Origin of the sequence: Desulfosporosinus shakirovi (assembly GCF_020595055.1) — a bacterium.
Taxonomy (GTDB): domain Bacteria; phylum Bacillota; class Desulfitobacteriia; order Desulfitobacteriales; family Desulfitobacteriaceae; genus Desulfosporosinus; species Desulfosporosinus shakirovi.
Window position 1 is genome coordinate 149,369 of the sequence record NZ_JAJDOO010000010.1, and the last position, 16,888, is coordinate 166,256.

The following is a 16,888-nucleotide window of genomic DNA, read 5'->3' on the forward strand; positions in this document are numbered from 1 at the left end:
CATTTGCTGAAAAATTCAGGTGCGAAATTATGTTAAGGTTAAGTCTTAGGCATATCTAGGAATTGTAAATTATGCTTTAAAAGCTGAATTTATTAAAGTTCAAATCTTGGAGGTTATTAAGTTGGAAAAATCAAAGGTTTATTTTACGGACATGCACACGACAATGAATGAGAATTTGCAACAGAAGTTAAGCCGCCTGATTAGAACAGCGGGAATTGGTCAAATTGATTTCGAGAAAAAATATGCGTCAATTAAAATTCATTTTGGTGAGCCGGGTAATCTATCCTATTTGCGACCTAATTTTGCCAAAACAGTTGTGGATATTGTGAAAGAACTAGGCGGGAAACCGTTTCTCACAGATTGCAATACTCTTTATGTAGGTGGCAGAAAAAATGCCCTCGACCATCTTGATTCTGCTTATGTCAATGGCTTTTCTCCCTTTTCCACCGGCTGTCATGTGCTGATTGCCGATGGCTTGAAAGGTACTGATGAGATGTTAGTTCCTGTTGAGGGTGGAGAATATGTGAAAGAAGCAAAAATCGGTCAAGCTATTATGGATGCTGATGTGTTTATTTCTTTAAATCATTTCAAGGGGCATGAGTTGACTGGTTTTGGAGGAGCGTTAAAAAATATAGGGATGGGTTGCGGTTCCCGTGCCGGTAAGATGGAAATGCACAGTAGCGGAAAGCCCCAAGTTTCCCACGAACAATGTGTAGGCTGTGGCATGTGCACAAAAATTTGTGCACACAGTGCGATTAGCCTCACAGAACGTAAAGCTTCTATTAATCACATAAACTGTGTTGGCTGTGGCCGCTGTATTGGCGTTTGCCCAACAGACGCTGTTCAACCTGCTTGGGGCGAGTCAAATGAAATCCTGAATAAAAAGATAGCTGAATACACCCGGGCCGTACTGCAGGGACGCCCTCACTTCCACATCAGTCTGGTAATTGATGTTTCTCCTTTCTGCGACTGTCATTCAGAGAACGATATACCGATTGTTCCGAATGTAGGTATGTTTGCGTCCTTTGACCCGGTTGCACTGGATGTTGCATGCGTGGATGCGGTAAACAACCAGCCTGTCATGGCAGGCAGTCTTCTTGAGAAAAGCACCCGTGAACACCATGACCATTTTACCGACGTCAGCCCAAATACTGACTGGAAAGTTGCAATCGACTACGCGGTAAAAATGGGTCTGGGTAGCAAGGACTATAAATTGATTACAATTTAATGAAATAGATTTATTAACTATGAACATCGCGGCAGGAATCTATACACTGTCTTGACCCCTATTCTTATGGGCATAAAAAAATGAATATTGCAGGATCGTTAAAGCTAGGCCCGGCGGAGTTTATACCGCCTGAGGCCTATCTTTCATATTCATTTTGACTTGAGACACAGATACAGAAATTCCAGTTTGATATTCTGCCGACGCACGAAGCGTCTTAGATCACCTTTGGGCCCAAGGGATCGAGGCGCTTCGCATAAATAAAACTGCAGTGTGTCAGCGCAAATTAACGCGCTTTTTATTGTTACATAGTTGTAATATATGCCTTTGTTTTATAGTGTATATAAACGGAAGCGGCTATTAATTGGGTTAAGAGGCCCAAAGCGCAAACTCCATACCATCCAAAATGGGCATAGCTGTATGAACCGAAATAAGAGCCAAGCGCTCCTCCGGTAAAATACGAAACCATATAAACCGTATTTAATCTGTTGCGCGCTTCATCCTTTAGGGCGTGCACTCTGGCCTGATTAGAAATCTGACATGACTGAACCCCTAAATCAAGTAAAACAACACCGATAATCAATCCCCATAGTTTAAATCCAAAAGCAAGGAAACAGAGATAAGCAAATATCACCGCGATCATGCCTATTCCGAGTGTAAATTTTGGGCTTCGTTTGTCTGCTATCCTGCCAACTATCGGGGCGGCCATGGCCCCTGTCACACCAACTAACCCAAACAGCCCTGCAACATCAGCTCCCATATGATAGGGCGAACCCTCAAGTAAAAACACAAGCGATGTCCAGAAAGCACTGAATGCTGCGAACATCAGTGCTCCGTTCAGGGATGCCTCTCTTAATACAGGCAGGCTTTTTGTCAGGCTCATCATAGATGTGAATAATTCTTTGTATTTCATACTCGAAGTGGGAAGACATAAAGGCAACAATTTACTTAAAGAAATTGCGAGGATAATCATCAAAGCCGCTGCAATGAAATAGACCATTCTCCATCCCCAATATTCTCCCACAAGACCACTGAAGGTACGAGATACCAATATGCCAATAAATAAACCGCTCATTACTGTTCCAATGATCTTCCCCCTCTCTTTTGGATTAGCTAGCTGCGCTGCGAAGGGGACGATCAGTTGAGGCACGACAGAAGTAAAACCTACAGCAAAAGATGCGATTGAAATCACAGTTATATTAAAAGAAAAAAACATAAACATCAATGAACCGGCTGAACAGAGTAACATCGTGACAATTAGAGACCTTTTTTCTTTAATATCCGCCAAAGGCAAAATGCACAGCATTCCGAGGGCATATCCAATTTGCGTCAGCATAGCTACAAAGCCGACGCTAACTTGAGTGACTTGAATGTCATTAGCTATTTCTACCAGTAATGGTTGTATATAATACAAATTGGCCACAGTGATGCCGCTGGCTACTGCCATTACCAGCACCAAAAAATTATTTAATTTAGAATCGCCTTGTTGAACGATGTTATCTTTCAAGAAATCTCAAACCCCTTTACTAGTCATTAATAAATTAATAATGTTCACTACTTGAAATTCAATATTACCTAGTTTATACTGATGTTAACACTTTGAGTTAGCTCTAAGTCAAGTTTCAATAACACTAATTATCCTTTAAAAGGAGACGTTATATTTGGGATACTCGATTAGCCAAGTTGCTGAAAAGTTTGACCTAACTGCTCACACGATAAGATATTATGATAAAGAAGGTCTCTTGCCATTTATAGATCGCAATAAAGCTGGAAACAGGGAATTTTCAGACGGTGATCTTGAGTGGGTGAAACTCATTTGTTGTTTAAAAAATACGGGAATGCCGATTAAACAAATCAAGCTGTATATCGAATGGTGTTTGCAAGGAGATGACACCTTGGAAATCCGAAGACAAATGTTTATTGATCATCGTAAAGAGGTTTTAAAACAAATGGATGATTTAAAGGAAAACCTTAAAACAATCGATTATAAGCTTGAATTATACGATTCCGGTTGTAGTATACCTCTAAACGGAAACAAATCATAGAATTTCATACTTAATGCTTCATACACAATTTCGATTTCAAACCTAAATAGGGCTTGCTTATTTATCGAAAGGTCTAGACTTGGCAAGGGTTTACGAGTAGTGTCTTAATAAATAATGTGCCTGTAAGACAGCCTTTGGCGTCAAAAACCGTGCACATGGAGTTAAAATCAAATGTTGCATCAATGCAACATTTGGCCTCTCTTCCCCGACGGGGGAGTAACTCACTGATTCAGTCGGCCATTTAAGCCACTCTCCATGGGGTATCAGCTCAACGGCGTTGCTAAGCAGTATTTTGCCGCTTTGTTCCTTAATAAAGTTAAGCTCGGACGCGATTTGCTCAGGCGTCCTGTTGGAAATTTCCATCCTCATACCGGCTGCATCCTTAGTTGATTGCTCAAAGTCCAAGTTGGATATTAAGCGGAAAATCCTAAGATTTTGGTTGCCTAGAGTAGAAAAGGGGGTTGGTTAGCAAGCCCTAAATACAACTGCAAAAAAGCTGCCGTAAAAAATTTGCGGCAGCTTTAACTCATTCTCCCAATCTTGGCCTTTTGGCAACATTTCTCTTCCTAAGACAGGCAATTAATCCTTGTTTACTATTTTCCCTAATTTAATTCTGCTTTGGTCATTTGGATTACTGCCTTAAATAAGTCTCCATCAATTTCAATATTAAAACTTCCTTTTTGAACTTCCATCAGACTTTTGGCAATCGATAATCCTAACCCGCTTCCTTGACTGCTTCTGGCTTCATCCCCTCGTTTAAACCGCTCCATTAGCTCGTCAGAAGAAATATTCAATTCATAGGCCGAGATATTTTTAATGATCAGTGTTACCCCAGTGCCTGTATCGATAATATCAATATAGACTCTTGACCCTTCTAGCGCATATTTAAATATATTGGATAACAAATTCTCGATAGCTCTCCACAAAAGTTTTCCATCGGCTTTGATATATACTTTATCGTTAGAGTGACTAAGCTTAAATTCTAACTTACTCTCTTGTATTTTATCATCAAGTTCCCCTAACCCCTGGGTTATTAACGATAAGAGATCGATTTTATCGAAATTTACCAAGATAGTCCCACTTGAGGCCTTAGCTGCTTCAAACAAATCCTCTGTTAAAACCTTTAACCGTTGTGATTTCTGGTCAATTATTTCGAGATATTCTTCGACCTTTGTTTGATCCTTCTCCTGCTTCAATAAATCGACATAGGTGATAATAGAGGTTAAGGGAGTTCTAATATCGTGAGATACATTAGTGATTAATTCTGCTTTTAACCGTTCACTTTTGGTCTCACTTTCAACTGCTTTGTATAAGCCGTCAGTGATGCTGTTTATATCCGCCGCAAGTTTAGCAAGCTCTCCCTCTCCAGCTACATTGATAGTGTAGTGAATATCTCCATCTTTTACCCGCTTTACCCCATCTTTTATGGCATTAAATTCCTTTACCTTCTTAAAGGCTAACCAAGTTGCTACTCCAAGCGTTATAGGAAACATAAAGAATGTTATGGCTACGATAACAGGATAGCCTATTACTATTAAGACGACTTTAACTGCCATACTTCCACTATTATAGATATCATTGATGAATTTAAAAAGTTTATGAAAGATGCTATAGGTCAAGGTGTGCTTAATAAATGTCCTGTTTTTAAGATGTTTTACTAAGGACAGAACCAATACGCAAACAAGGGCAACTATTGGTAAAGTGATTGGAAATATTAATTTATAGCTCTTGAGATTCTCCAATTGATCTATGGCCCCAACCCATAATGCAATCAAAACAATACACATGCCTATGTTGAAATCATTATAGATTCTGTTGATAAAGTTTAGTTGAACCTCTTGGTCTTGGTTTGGTTTTCTGCCTGTAACTAATAATAGATATATAAAAGTTGCCGCAAATCCTAGTAAAAAGCCCGTTATTTGATAGAGACCATTAGTAATTAATAGTTTGTTTTCCTTCCATTCTAAAATTTTGGAATTCAAATAATCCTCCGTAAAAGCAATATACATAATGTCTTGTAACCCTATTTGATCAATACTAGCACTAACCCAGTAATAATCCCTACTATCGTTGATTTCCCTCGGAAATATCTCTTGTTCTGAGCCGTCAAAAATCATATAAGCCGGATGGGATTTGAAATAGTTCTTAGCTTTATCTGGGCTATTAGTAAATTCATTTCCACCACTATTTGCATAATAGAGAAGACCTTGATAATTAGCTAATCTTTGCATCGCTAAATGATAATCATTAAGGTCATTTTTGATTAAATTATCTTTTGCTTGTAAAATTTTATCAGCATAGACTTCTTTGAATGTCTTAAAATTTTCCTCAATCGTTAAATTAGGGTTATAACTCCTTGAATTATATTCAAACTCTCTAAACAAATTGCTTTCTTCATTTTGAATCTCTTCTTCGGTAAGAGTTCCGCCAGTTAAAATAAATTGCTCACTCTTATATCTTTGTACTTTTCTCAAACTTTCAACGATTTCTGAGCTGTCTCTTCGATAATCGTTGCCCTCATAATAGCTGTTTTCAAAAAAAAAATCAAAGTCGGCCCTATGCACCAATGCAATATTCAAAAATATTGTAAAGGCACTAGTGAAACACAGTACTGTAATTATAAAAACAATAGCCTTTGTTACAAGCGAATGGCTATATCTTCTCCACTTTATATCCAATTCCCCACACCACCTTCAAATATTTTGGTTCTTTAGGATTTATTTCTATACCTTCTCTTATCTTTCTTATATGGACTGCAACAGTGTTTTCCGGACAAAAAGCAACTTCCTTCCATACCTTCTCATATATTTCGTCGATGGAAAACACGCTTCCCGCATTGGCCGTCAAAAGCTTTAATATCTTATATTGGACGGGAGTCAGCTTTACTTCGTCACCATCAACCGATACAATCTTACACTCGTCATCTATTACGAGTCCGCCAGTCTTATAGACATTACTTTTTGTTTCTATGCTCCCCAGTGTCATATATCTTCTTAGCTGAGACCTCACTCGTGCAATTAATTCCAAAGGATTAAAGGGCTTGGTAATATAATCATCAGCCCCCATATTTAGGCCCATTATTTTGTCAGTATCCTCAGATTTTGCAGAAAGCATAATAACCGGAATATTTTTATCTTCTCTGATCTTCATCGTTGCCCTTAGTCCATCCATTTGGGGCATCATAATATCCATAATAACCAGATGGATTTCATGTTCTTCAACGACTTCCAGCGCTGCCAGTCCGTTTGAAGCTCTGAATACTTTATAGCCTTCGTTTTCTAAATAGATTTTTATAGCATCTAATATTTCTTTATCGTCATCGCAAACTAGTATATTCATGATGTATCACTCCTACGTATTGGTTTATTCAATCATATCACACCCTTTATTATTTCCTTTAGGTAATGATATCAGCTAAATCTTACGAAAATCTTAATCTAATTCTTAAGAACTTCTTAATAATTAACATGGACCCAATATTTAAGAGGTCAACGCCAAATCCTCCAAGGCTCAAGCGATCACCGTGGTTTCACTTATCGCTGTCCTTAAATGGCCGAGTGCCTTTGATTTAAAGCAAAGAAACCCTCTTTTGCTAGAATTCTAACAAGAGAGGGCTTCAAGAAAACAAGTCAGGCTGTGAACTCCCTAGGATTCCGGAAGAGAAAATCTTTCGAATCGGTCCGGTTGAAATGAATTAAGATCGATCTGCTCAGTTCTGCCCTTCAAAATTAGATCTGCTACGATGAGTCCAGCAGCGGGAGCATGCATAAAGCCATGTCCGCTGAACCCATTAGCTAAAATAAACCCTTTTAATCCTGGTGCTTCGCCAATAATCGGAAGAAAATCAGGCGTTTGTTCGCAAATCCCCGTATAGGTGCGCAACCATTTTATATCGATCGCCGAAGGGATTGCCTCCATGACTGCCGTAAAGAAATCTTCAGCCACAGACTTATCAACCCCTTCTTCAAACCCAGGCCAGGTGTATTGATCGGTTCCCCCTAATAATACCGTCTTCGCGCTGACTTCCTGATGTAAATAGAAACCGGTAGCCAGATCCGTAATTAGGGGGGTCTTCGGAGGCACATCTATCGGGTTAGTGCAGACGTAAACCTGACGGCGAAAGGGTTGCACAGGAAGCATAATCCCTGCCGTTGCCGCTAACTGGGCTGCATGGGGACCAACGGCATTCACTATAAGCGGGCTCCAAATAGTCCCTCGCTTGGTTTCGACGCCTTTAATCCGCTCTCCACCGAGGATAATTTTCGTTGCTTCCCGTCCGAAATGAACATCAGCGCCTTTTCGACGTACCGCCGCGTAAACCGCCGCCAAAACCGCATACGGGTCTGCATAGGCATCCCATGGGCAAAATGTACCGCCCTGAAAGCGGTCTCTGTCCAGGTAGGGGAAATTCCTTAGCAATTCTTCTTGTTCCAGCAAATTCATAGGAATGCCATCAGTCTCAGCTTCTTCAACTGTCAATTGCAATTGATTCCACAACCCCTCATTATCAGCTAGCAGTAATCCTCCTTTTTCCAGATACTCAATTGGGGTATCAAAAGTTGACTGAAAATTAAGGAAGAAATCCCTGCTTAGAAGACTCAAGCGCCTGAGCAGAGGACTGCTAAATTGGTGGCGAATACTTCCAGTTCCTATGCCAGTGGACCCCATTCCGAGCATTTTTTGTTTTTCCAATATGGTTATTGACAGTTTGGGATCCGCCTCCAGAATATGATAGGCAATGCTTAATCCAATAATGCCGGCGCCAATAATTATTATATCTGGCTTCAACTCTTTACTGCTTATATGCATTAATTTTCCACCCGCCAATTTTACTTCATTAATACCTTTATAACAAGGGATAAATCCAGCTGGCTTCCGACAGTTGGAAAGTTAAACGCTGTAAGTTGCCCGGCAACATTATGCTTCCTCTTTTCTAAAAGAGCCTTCAATTTCGCCTCAGTATGAACTTTATAACAACTTATTATAATTATCAATTGTTTTTTGAATAATCATTCTTATCAGCAATAAAGCATAGTCTTCTCTCATCTCTAAAAAAAGACTATGCTTTTAAGAACTGTTATTATATTGTTTCAATTAATTTAGTTGGTTCAGATTAAATCTCTAAGGCTTCTTTTGCCATTTGCTCATATTCATCGAGACCAGATATTATTGCAAATTCAGCAATTCCAACTGGGTAGGCAGACACTAATTCAATGATGTGCGACTTCATCTTCGGCCAAAAATATCCCCCCGCTTCTTTGTAGGCCTTAATAAGCAAATCAAGCCCTTCTTCACCAAACATCTTATAATAGATGACAAAGTCATTTGACATATCAGTTACCCTAGCTTCAGTCCAATCAATCAAGCCAGTCACATTTGCATTTTTATCCACTAAAATATGCCCTGCATGTACATCTCCATGAATAAGCCCGGTTTCTTTAGGCCACATTTCTTCATCATTCAGCCATGCCTGCCATCGATTTCCATAGTGACTCGCCCACTCCAAACTTTGCCTTCACTGAATCCATACGCTCTTTCATCGACTGTTTTGCCTCTTCTGGAGTATGAACAACCAATCCAGCTTCAATTGCCTTTTTATTGGGAATGTTGTGCAGCGATGCCAGTGCTTTTCCAAGCGTTTGATGAAAACACTCCGGTACATTTTTCTCATCAATTTCCCATACATAGGCATGTGTATCAGGATCTATGGTACCTGCCGGTATGCCGCATAACCTCTTGTACGCAATCAGCTCGTCTGTGTACACCGACCAGTTTGGCGCTTCAAATGAAAAGTATTGGTTCACCAGATCTAAGGCATTTTTCTCTACTTTCGTTCTAGGAACAACATCTTGACGCCTGGGAAAACGCAGTACCCACTCATTACCTTCTAGATCGGTTGCAAATACAACCTGAAAGTCAAGGCCCGATTCATTAAATTCTAAAGTGTTTTTTTCAACTGCAGACCATGTTTTTCCGCTGTTTCAATGACTTGATTTATTGTTTTGCTCATTGAGCATCACATCCTCTATATATTATTACGTACGTACAAGCAGTCGGTTTACATTTAGAAAGCCATCGGTGTCCCACCAATTTTTCTAGTCTTAGGAAGCTTTTCGAATCTTCGTGTTAATATCCATCATATATCACCTAGAAATTATTATTTTAGGTTACATACTGTTGATATCTTTCATAATCCGCTTCCTTACATTCTAAAGATATTAACACTCCGCTACCTTGATAAAGAGTTGATTTTATCGTTGCATTATCATTCAGATAGGATACAATATTTCCTTTGTCATACGGAATTAACATTTCACAGTGGACATAGGCTGTGAAAGCCTTTTGCCCAATTACGTTCACTAAATCAACAATTCCTTCTTTCCTCTTGGCAGAAATGTATACGCAATCCTCTGCAATTTTTGAAATTTCAACACTGACCAAATCTGTTTTGTTGTAAGCATAGATAACAGGAATATTATCTGCTCCAAGCTCCTTTAACGTCTCCCTCGTAACCTTAATTTGTTGATTATATTGAGGATTTGAGTAATCAACGACGTGAATCAGAATATCAGCTTCTGCAACTTCTTCTAACGTTGATCGAAATGCTTTAATTAAATGGTGAGGCAATTTACTTATAAAACCTACTGTGTCTGTTAATAAGAAGGATTTGTTATCCGGTAACTTAATGCTTCTAACGAAGGTTTCTAAAGTGGCAAACAACATATCCTTTTCAAACACCTGCTTCTCTGTTGATGGATTGAATAAATCTATCATGGCATTCATAAGAGTTGACTTGCCTGTATTTGTATACCCTACTAAAGCAATCACAGGAATCTCTTTCTTTTTACGCTTTTTCCGTTGGTTTTGACGTTGAGCTACAAGTGTCTCCAATTCTTTGTTTAATCCACTGATTCTATCTTCAATCTTTCTACGATCCAGCTCTAGTTTTGTCTCCCCAGAGCCTCTGTTTTTGAGGCCAGAACTTCCCCCCTGACGACCCAATGATTCTCCCAGACCAATTAATTTGGGCAACATATATTGCAATTTCGCTACTTCTACCTGTAGTTGGGCTTCCCGGGTTTTAGCCCCTCCGAGCAAAAATGTCCAAAATCAGAACCGTTCGGTCTATGACCCTGCATTCTAAAATTTCCTCTAGGTTACGAATTTGAGAAGGAGATAACTCATCATTGAAAATTACTAGATTAGCATTCTTCTCAGCAAGTAATGCTAATACTTCTTGGATTTTACCCTTGCCTAAATAATAGGATATATTCAAGCCATTCAATTTTTGGATCTTTTCACCAACTACCTCTAGATCACATGCATTTGCTAAGTTAAACAATTCCTCCATTGAATCTGTAAAGTCCTGCTGATTGTTAAGTTGAACCCCTACTAGTATCGCTTTTTGTTTTTGTTCCATATATATTCCTCCCATTTGAATGTAAAGAAAACTTGGCTGGCACCCGAAGACACTGTCTTCTCACGTATTAGTCATTCTGTCAGCCGCAGGCACCGGCCATGGATGGCGAGAAGGGACCGAAGGCGGCAGCTCTAGTTGCACTTATGCTTAGAAAGTATATAACGCAAGTTTATACTTTCTGATAGCACAAAAAAACACAGGCTGGTTACCTGTGTTATGAGTAAACGGGAAGATGCCTACTAAAAAGTTCAAAAAACTTAGCTAGCGCAAGCAACACACTTTTCCATTGATTAGTGATGCTAGCTAGCGATATGGGGGTCTGACTAGTACAAAGAAATTTTGTTCTTAAAATACCAAAAACAAGCGTCTTACTGACTAACGCAAGGTCTCTCAAAGAATCGCACCAGAAATAACTCATTCTTTGAGGAGATTTTATTGATATAAGAATACAACAAAAAGAGGGCAGATTGGTCCCTCTTTAACGAATTTCATTATACATATATATCGTTAATAAGGTTCTCTTAAAAATAGGCATACCAAATCCCGATTACTCTACACAGCGGTAGAGCCTTTAAGCACTATTAAATTAGTTACATAAAGTATTTAAATCGGAGTCTAATATGACAAATACCCATTTTAAGACAACCCTCCATCCATTTAAAATCAATCATATTATATCACACATATGTTGAACTTGTATAGAAATCTCCCCTGCCCAAAAGTCTATAAGATTTAAATTAGTCCTAATTGATCCACCCCTTTATCTGAAGTTAACAGTTCAAGATTTTCAAATATCTTACTCTCGTCCCAATTCCACCATTGGAGTTCTAGCAACAATTCAATATTTTTATCAGTGAAACGTTTCTTAATAAATCTAGCTGGATTGCCGCCATAAATTGTATAAGGTTCAATGTTTTTTACCACAGTTGAGTTAGCAGCAATAATCGCACCATCACCGATTTTAACTCCTGGCATGATAGTCACATTCTGTCCAATCCATACATCGTTACCAATTACAGTGTCACCCCTGAAGGGTAACTGTTCTACAGTTGGAGTTACCTTTTCCCAACCGCCGGCAAAAATATTAAAAGGATATGTTGTAATGCCGTCCATCCTGTGGTTTGCACCATTCATAATAAATCTGATGCCTTCTGCAATTGCACAGAATTTCCCTATTATCAACTTATCACCCAGAAACTCATAATGATGTTCAATGTTATTATGGAAATCCTCGGGAGAGTTTTTGTTGTCGCTATAATACGTGTAGTCTCCAATCTCAACATTTGCCCTTTTGGGCAGATTCTTTATGTAGCAAACAGTCTTTATCCTTTCATTCGGATATAGCTTGTTCTTATCTGGTCCATTCATATAACACAGCTCCTTTTTTGCCTCCAATACTTATCATTCAGGTTATCTGTCCTGAAATCTGTCTATTCTTATAAATTTTGGGCATAAGGAATTGTCCATCCTCCATGTATTGTGTTAAGCTATCCATAGAGGATGAGAGATACTCCTTTCGCACTTTTAGTATAGCAATTAAATATTAGCAGACCCGTCTCATCTTACTTCTTTCTATAAAAAGGAGGCGCTTAATTTGGAGACGACAGCTTTAATTCTATCGATCATCTTTTTTGTCGCTGGTCTGCTGGGGACTATACTGCCTATTTTACCTGGTTCCATCCTGATTTACGGAGGCATGCTTCTTTATGGCTTCATGACGAAGTTTTCAACACTAGATGCAAATTTCTTTCTCTTACAAGCATTAGTGCTGGTTTTAGTCTTTTCCGTGGATTTTGTTGCTTCTGCTGCTGGCACACGTCGCTTCAACGGCAGCAAACAGGCAGCTTGGGGTGCAATCATCGGCACAATCCTTGGTTTGATTTTCTTCGGACCGCTGGGTATCGTCATTGGCCCCTTCCTTGGTGCTGTTGTGGCTGAATTGTTGCGTGGTATACAAATAAATCAAGCAATCCGTGTTGGGTTTGGAACTCTGGTCGGCATCCTCGGTGGGACAGTATTAAAATTATGTGCTGAAATTTTAATGATTGTTTATTTCTTTATACGTATTTAATGGACTAAAACGAAGCCCAATTAATAATGCTCTACTAATTCTTACTGCAAAGAACCATGTTCAAATGCCTTTTAATCACCTTTTACATAGACAGCCTTGCTAGATAGTTGCTAATCCTCTAAAGAATTCCATGGAAATATTGACTCCTGTGCAGATACGAATGCATCTGTGACAGGAGTTTATTCTTATCCACGTTTATCAAACTATAAAAGATAGTGTTTAGTTAGCAGGTTGCCATTTACATCTAACAGGAGAAACAATCGCTTCTTCCTTTTTTAATTCTTTAAATGCTTTATCAATTTCTTTACGCTCCAGACCTGTTAATTTCTCAACCTCTCCCGCGCTCACAGGTTCTCCTGCATCTCTCATTGCTTTCAGTACATCTTCTTTAATACTCATTTTACTCAGCCCTTTCAAAAAGTCTTGATTATATTTACCTTTTGATTCAGTTTAAGTTCCTAACCCAAAAATGTAAACATTCATCTTCTATTATCTACTTTTTGAAATGCCTATATCCTGGGGCAAGTCAAGAAAAAATAACAGGTGCTGTACGAAAAATATTAGTTTTAGTACGGCACCTATTTATTGGTTCAGTAGCATTGTTCCTCCAGCCTTTACTCTAAAAATCCCTCCATACTCTCTCGCGAAAGTGTCCATCGCAGTTTAATTGCTTGCAAAGCTACACTGTAACTGATTTGATCCCAGCTTTCCAAAGCATGATCTAAGTCAAAGCTAGTACTTCCCATGAACAGATGTTGAGCAAGTAAAATAAGTGCTTTATGATTACTCGCAAAACCCTGTTCCAAAATTTTGCCAAAATCGATTTCTTCTAGAGTGGTATATCTTTTTGTTGCTGACCAAATCTCCTTAGTTGAAGTAAGTATGTAATAGGCTGAGTAATAGCCAGACTCATTTGATTTTTTCTGTGTTATAAGAGCTAAGAAATGTCCCTTATGTTGGCTATTGGCGTAGTAAATTTGTTCAAAATTCATTTTCAGTCTCCCTACAATTTTAATTATCATTGTCTAAGGTATCGCTTCAACCTCCACGACATTGAGTCTAGTATATACTTATTGGCGATTGACTACTACTATTTTCCCTACAGGCCCGAATTAACAATCCTCTCAAAATATTATTGCGGTTCAATCTAAGATGGCAATGCTAAAGATGAAGTTGCTCGCCGTATTAATTGACTCGCCAAATACATGCCGAGGCCGATAACGCTCTCGATGTGCAATAAATGTTCAACGGACGGCTCGTAAAGGATGGTGGCATTAGCTTGAACTTCTTCGTCCCCTTCCCAAACAATTACACACAAGGGGATTTCGGGGAAAGCTTGGAAAACAGCTGACGCATCCCCAAAAGATGCAGGTTTTCCACCTAAAGCAGTCGCATACGCCAATAATTGTTTGGGCTGATCTCCAAATGCCCTGACAAGGCCTAGGATCGAACTTTTGTGAAAGGCAGGGTAAAATAGCATCCCACCGTTCGGTATTTCCTTTAAACTTACCCATTTTTTAGCGGTTTCTTGGGCTGTTTTGGCATAGGCCAGGTAATTCAAGATTATGATGGCTGCATTAATATCTGGGACATATCCATCTATTTCCCTGTAGATCGTCTCAGTTTTGCAATCTAAAATATACTCTGAGTTAAAGAACGTCACAATGAATTGTTGGGTTTCTCCAGAGTAGGTCACAGCAAGCTGTGTGGCGATTTCCTCCGGTACCTTTCTTTTTAGGTCCTGCCAGTATTTATTATAAGCAACTCGGTAATTTGTTTCCATTTTAATCAACCACCCTCTCCTTTTTGCACAAAGGCGCTTGAAACAAAAATACACATCTTGGCTCCAAGACCTGGTGAATCACACAAGTTTCCTATATTATTGGTATCAATGAAGTTCATCAGTCGACAGACTTAACCCCTAGGAATAAGAAGACACTATAATCCTAATACTATTCTAGGATGGAAACAACAAATATAACCCAATAAGTACTTAAATAATTTGAGAAAGAAGTTGTTTTAAATGGAATTACTTGATGCCATGAAAGCCAGACGAAGCATTCGAAAATTTAAATCCGAACCCATTCCAGAATCCTTGATTACTCAACTTATCGAATCCGCGCGATTAGCTCCATCTGGCAGTAATATTCAACCTACACGCTTTGTTGTAATTAAAAGTGATGAAGCTCGCAGACAATTAAGCCAAGCTACTCCTTTACCATTTGTCAGCCATGCGCCCGTTGTCATCGCATGCTGTGTGTCTACAGAGTCCTTTGGAGGCTTAGGAACTCGAATGCGAGAACTCATGGAAGCGGGTGCCTTCACAGATACCCCCCTCGAGAAGATGGACACAGAAAGTTATGCAAAGCGTAACCCAATGGATCAAGCCACCGCCGAAGCCTATCTTCGCTTAAACGCGGCCATTGCTATCGATCACATTACATTACGTGCTGTTGACCTCGGTTTAGGCACCTGTTGGGTCATGATGTTCGACCAAGAGAAAGTAAAGCAGATTCTAGGATTAGGCGAGAATTATAATGTTGTGGCCTTACTACCCGTAGGTTATCCTGACCAAACCCCCAACTCTCGTCCTAGAATTGAGTTAAGTGAGATCTTGCTTAAAGAAGTTTAATCCGTTCAAATCTACTTTACGATTTGCAGAATTAATTATCATACTACAAGCTTCGAATAATTCCTCTGATTTTTCAACTCCTATAACATCACTATGCTTCGCCCCAAGACTGACATTAGCCTCTCTTGCTCGATAAGCAGTCAGCACAGTTAGCGTTTCTCCCGAAATGTCCAACTGTTGCTTTTTACTTTTTGAAGAAACCTGTTAAGGGGATCGTGCTACCGAAAAGTATTAAAACTTAACATCAATGTTATTTTGGAGTGATAGTTGCCTTGTTTACAATCATTTTTTTGACTGTTTTATGACAACGTTTAATGCAATAGCTATTCTATAAGAATGATCAGCTCCTACTACCTTCCACGTTCTTTCCTAAATTCCTCCCAAGATTAGCAACAATAAATCCTCACGGAGTCCCATCACAAACACTCCAGCGGTGAGGTCTCGTATTACAGTTTTTATCCAGAATAATCTCTAAATATTTGACAGTATGTATTCCGGTTTCAACAGATAAAGGAAAATACATTCTGTGACTCCTAAAATCTCCTATTACATAAATGGAGGGGACAGGTCCCTTGTTCTAATCAAAATAAGGAACCTGTCCCTTCATTCAGAGTTTTCCAAACCTCATTTTGCAAGGCGTTAACAGATATGATTGGCCTCTACTACTTCATCCCTTTCATTTGCCTAGAATCTATGAACCAGCCTATAAAGTTTATTACATGAAGCGGCAATAACTACAGTACATGCACCCAAGAAAATACACAATCCAAACGTTAAAATCCATGCTAACATAAGCGACGCCCCCTTCATATTTATTCACTCGTTAGACATCTCTTGGTAACTTGATCTAAAATCAGATAATTGAATGATGACTTCCGAAACATCAGTTTATGCAAATAACTATCTAGGAATAGAAGTTAACTACTTTATTTAGATGTATGGTGAATATTTTCACTACATTGCATAAATAAGTTTTTACGTAAGACGTTAATCACTTGGTCAGAGTTTCTCCGAAAGTTATGCCATCAATTCACAGTTCATTGAAAGCCTATTCACTCTCCTTTAAACTTCTATCCTTATCTAAAGCCTAACATAGCGTCAGCTTTAAATCCATACGATAACAACGTGCTCACAATCAGATATATTTATTCTAATAAAGGCCAACCCAATTCTCAACCCATCAAGCGAGAGACTACCTCGTTAGAGATAGTCTTTCTGTTTATGATGTGTTACCTGGCGATGACCTATTTTCCCAGGAGCTATGCTCCAAGTATCCTTGGCCCTGGAACGAAAGGCGGATGATCCTTTCGCCACACTGCGACATATAACGCACTCTCCTGCAGTGTGGATCCCGAACGGGTGGAACCCAGGACCCAAGTATCTTAAGTTACAGTATAACTACACACAGAGAGACTATCTCGTTAGAGATAGTCTCTCTTTTGTTACCTGGCGATGACCTACTTTCCCAGGAGCTATGCTCCAAGTATCCTTGGCC

The 16,888-nt window shown here is 39.2% G+C and carries 14 protein-coding genes and 2 pseudogenes; 4 read left to right on the plus strand and 12 right to left on the minus strand.

Annotated features, from left to right (window positions below):
* Nucleotides 1-121 precede the first annotated feature (121 nt).
* A complete protein-coding gene (locus LJE72_RS11250) occupies nucleotides 122-1,228 on the plus strand; it encodes a DUF362 domain-containing protein (protein WP_229247669.1) in 1,107 nt (368 codons plus the stop codon).
* 301 nt (nucleotides 1,229-1,529) lie between these two features.
* On the opposite strand, the gene LJE72_RS11255 is transcribed toward LJE72_RS11250, so the two are convergent.
* Nucleotides 1,530-2,672 carry an MFS transporter gene (locus LJE72_RS11255; RefSeq protein ID WP_229247685.1) on the minus strand — a complete coding sequence of 381 codons (1,143 nt, stop codon included), beginning with the start codon at nucleotides 2,670-2,672 and terminating at the stop codon, nucleotides 1,530-1,532.
* A gap of 214 nt (nucleotides 2,673-2,886) precedes the next feature.
* On the opposite strand from LJE72_RS11255, the gene LJE72_RS11260 reads away from it, so the two are divergent.
* A complete protein-coding gene (locus tag LJE72_RS11260; protein WP_229247670.1) occupies nucleotides 2,887-3,270 on the plus strand; it encodes a MerR family transcriptional regulator in 384 nt (127 codons plus the stop codon).
* Nucleotides 3,271-3,483: 213 nt separating this feature from the next.
* Here LJE72_RS11260 and LJE72_RS11265 read toward each other — a convergent pair.
* From LJE72_RS11265 to LJE72_RS11295, 8 genes and pseudogenes are all read right to left on the minus strand, one after another.
* Nucleotides 3,484-3,639: pseudogene (locus LJE72_RS11265) on the minus strand (DUF3102 domain-containing protein); the annotation flags it as partial.
* Nucleotides 3,640-3,872: 233 nt separating this feature from the next.
* Entirely contained in the window at nucleotides 3,873-5,948 is a 2,076-nt protein-coding gene (locus LJE72_RS11270) for a HAMP domain-containing sensor histidine kinase (RefSeq protein WP_229247671.1), read from the minus strand.
* Nucleotides 5,923-6,609 carry a response regulator transcription factor gene (locus LJE72_RS11275; RefSeq protein ID WP_229247672.1) on the minus strand — a complete coding sequence of 229 codons (687 nt, stop codon included), beginning with the start codon at nucleotides 6,607-6,609 and terminating at the stop codon, nucleotides 5,923-5,925. The genes LJE72_RS11270 and LJE72_RS11275 overlap by 26 nt, the downstream gene beginning before the upstream one ends.
* Before the next feature lie 306 nt (nucleotides 6,610-6,915).
* The gene (locus LJE72_RS11280; RefSeq protein WP_229247673.1) at nucleotides 6,916-8,079 is read right to left on the minus strand and encodes an NAD(P)/FAD-dependent oxidoreductase; all 1,164 of its coding nucleotides are present in this window, start codon (nucleotides 8,077-8,079) and stop codon (nucleotides 6,916-6,918) included.
* 304 nt (nucleotides 8,080-8,383) lie between these two features.
* Nucleotides 8,384-9,280: pseudogene (locus LJE72_RS11285) on the minus strand (macrolide 2'-phosphotransferase).
* 152 nt (nucleotides 9,281-9,432) lie between these two features.
* A complete protein-coding gene (gene hflX, locus LJE72_RS11290) occupies nucleotides 9,433-10,305 on the minus strand; it encodes a GTPase HflX (protein ID WP_396390885.1) in 873 nt (290 codons plus the stop codon).
* A 46-nt stretch (nucleotides 10,306-10,351) separates the two neighbouring features.
* Entirely contained in the window at nucleotides 10,352-10,690 is a 339-nt protein-coding gene (locus LJE72_RS26745; protein ID WP_396390877.1) for an HflX-like GTP-binding protein, read from the minus strand.
* 732 nt (nucleotides 10,691-11,422) lie between these two features.
* Nucleotides 11,423-12,058, minus strand: coding sequence for a Vat family streptogramin A O-acetyltransferase (locus LJE72_RS11295; RefSeq protein WP_229247674.1), 636 nt, complete (start codon nucleotides 12,056-12,058; stop codon nucleotides 11,423-11,425).
* 226 nt (nucleotides 12,059-12,284) lie between these two features.
* Between LJE72_RS11295 and LJE72_RS11300 the strand changes: the two genes are divergently transcribed.
* Nucleotides 12,285-12,761, plus strand: a complete 477-nt coding sequence (locus LJE72_RS11300) for a DUF456 domain-containing protein (RefSeq protein ID WP_229247675.1) — start codon at nucleotides 12,285-12,287, stop codon at nucleotides 12,759-12,761.
* A gap of 219 nt (nucleotides 12,762-12,980) precedes the next feature.
* On the opposite strand, the gene LJE72_RS11305 is transcribed toward LJE72_RS11300, so the two are convergent.
* The 3 genes from LJE72_RS11305 to LJE72_RS11315 form a co-directional block, all read right to left on the minus strand.
* A complete protein-coding gene (locus LJE72_RS11305) occupies nucleotides 12,981-13,160 on the minus strand; it encodes a transcriptional regulator (protein ID WP_229247676.1) in 180 nt (59 codons plus the stop codon).
* Between the two features lie 215 nt (nucleotides 13,161-13,375).
* A complete protein-coding gene (locus LJE72_RS11310) occupies nucleotides 13,376-13,753 on the minus strand; it encodes a hypothetical protein (RefSeq protein ID WP_229247677.1) in 378 nt (125 codons plus the stop codon).
* 155 nt (nucleotides 13,754-13,908) lie between these two features.
* On the minus strand, nucleotides 13,909-14,544 hold the full coding sequence (locus LJE72_RS11315; protein ID WP_229247678.1) for a DUF3786 domain-containing protein: 636 nt from the start codon (nucleotides 14,542-14,544) through the stop codon (nucleotides 13,909-13,911).
* Nucleotides 14,545-14,784: 240 nt separating this feature from the next.
* On the opposite strand from LJE72_RS11315, the gene LJE72_RS11320 reads away from it, so the two are divergent.
* The gene (locus LJE72_RS11320) at nucleotides 14,785-15,393 is read left to right on the plus strand and encodes a nitroreductase family protein (RefSeq protein WP_229247679.1); all 609 of its coding nucleotides are present in this window, start codon (nucleotides 14,785-14,787) and stop codon (nucleotides 15,391-15,393) included.
* Nucleotides 15,394-16,888 lie beyond the last annotated feature (1,495 nt).

Excerpts from the sequence above, each read along its gene's own strand:
- LJE72_RS11255 (WP_229247685.1), bottom strand. The coding sequence starts at position 2,672 with ATGGCAGTAGCCAGCGGCATCACTGTGGCCAATTTGTATTATATACAA.
- LJE72_RS11275 (WP_229247672.1), bottom strand. The coding sequence starts at position 6,609 with ATGAATATACTAGTTTGCGATGACGATAAAGAAATATTAGATGCTATA.
- LJE72_RS11280 (WP_229247673.1), bottom strand. The coding sequence starts at position 8,079 with ATGCATATAAGCAGTAAAGAGTTGAAGCCAGATATAATAATTATTGGC.
- hflX (WP_396390885.1), bottom strand. The coding sequence starts at position 10,305 with ATGTTGCCCAAATTAATTGGTCTGGGAGAATCATTGGGTCGTCAGGGG.
- LJE72_RS26745 (WP_396390877.1), bottom strand. The coding sequence starts at position 10,690 with ATGGAACAAAAACAAAAAGCGATACTAGTAGGGGTTCAACTTAACAAT.
- LJE72_RS11295 (WP_229247674.1), bottom strand. The coding sequence starts at position 12,058 with ATGAATGGACCAGATAAGAACAAGCTATATCCGAATGAAAGGATAAAG.
- LJE72_RS11305 (WP_229247676.1), bottom strand. The coding sequence starts at position 13,160 with ATGAGTATTAAAGAAGATGTACTGAAAGCAATGAGAGATGCAGGAGAA.
- LJE72_RS11310 (WP_229247677.1), bottom strand. The coding sequence starts at position 13,753 with ATGAATTTTGAACAAATTTACTACGCCAATAGCCAACATAAGGGACAT.
- LJE72_RS11315 (WP_229247678.1), bottom strand. The coding sequence starts at position 14,544 with ATGGAAACAAATTACCGAGTTGCTTATAATAAATACTGGCAGGACCTA.
- LJE72_RS11320 (WP_229247679.1), top strand. The coding sequence starts at position 14,785 with ATGGAATTACTTGATGCCATGAAAGCCAGACGAAGCATTCGAAAATTT.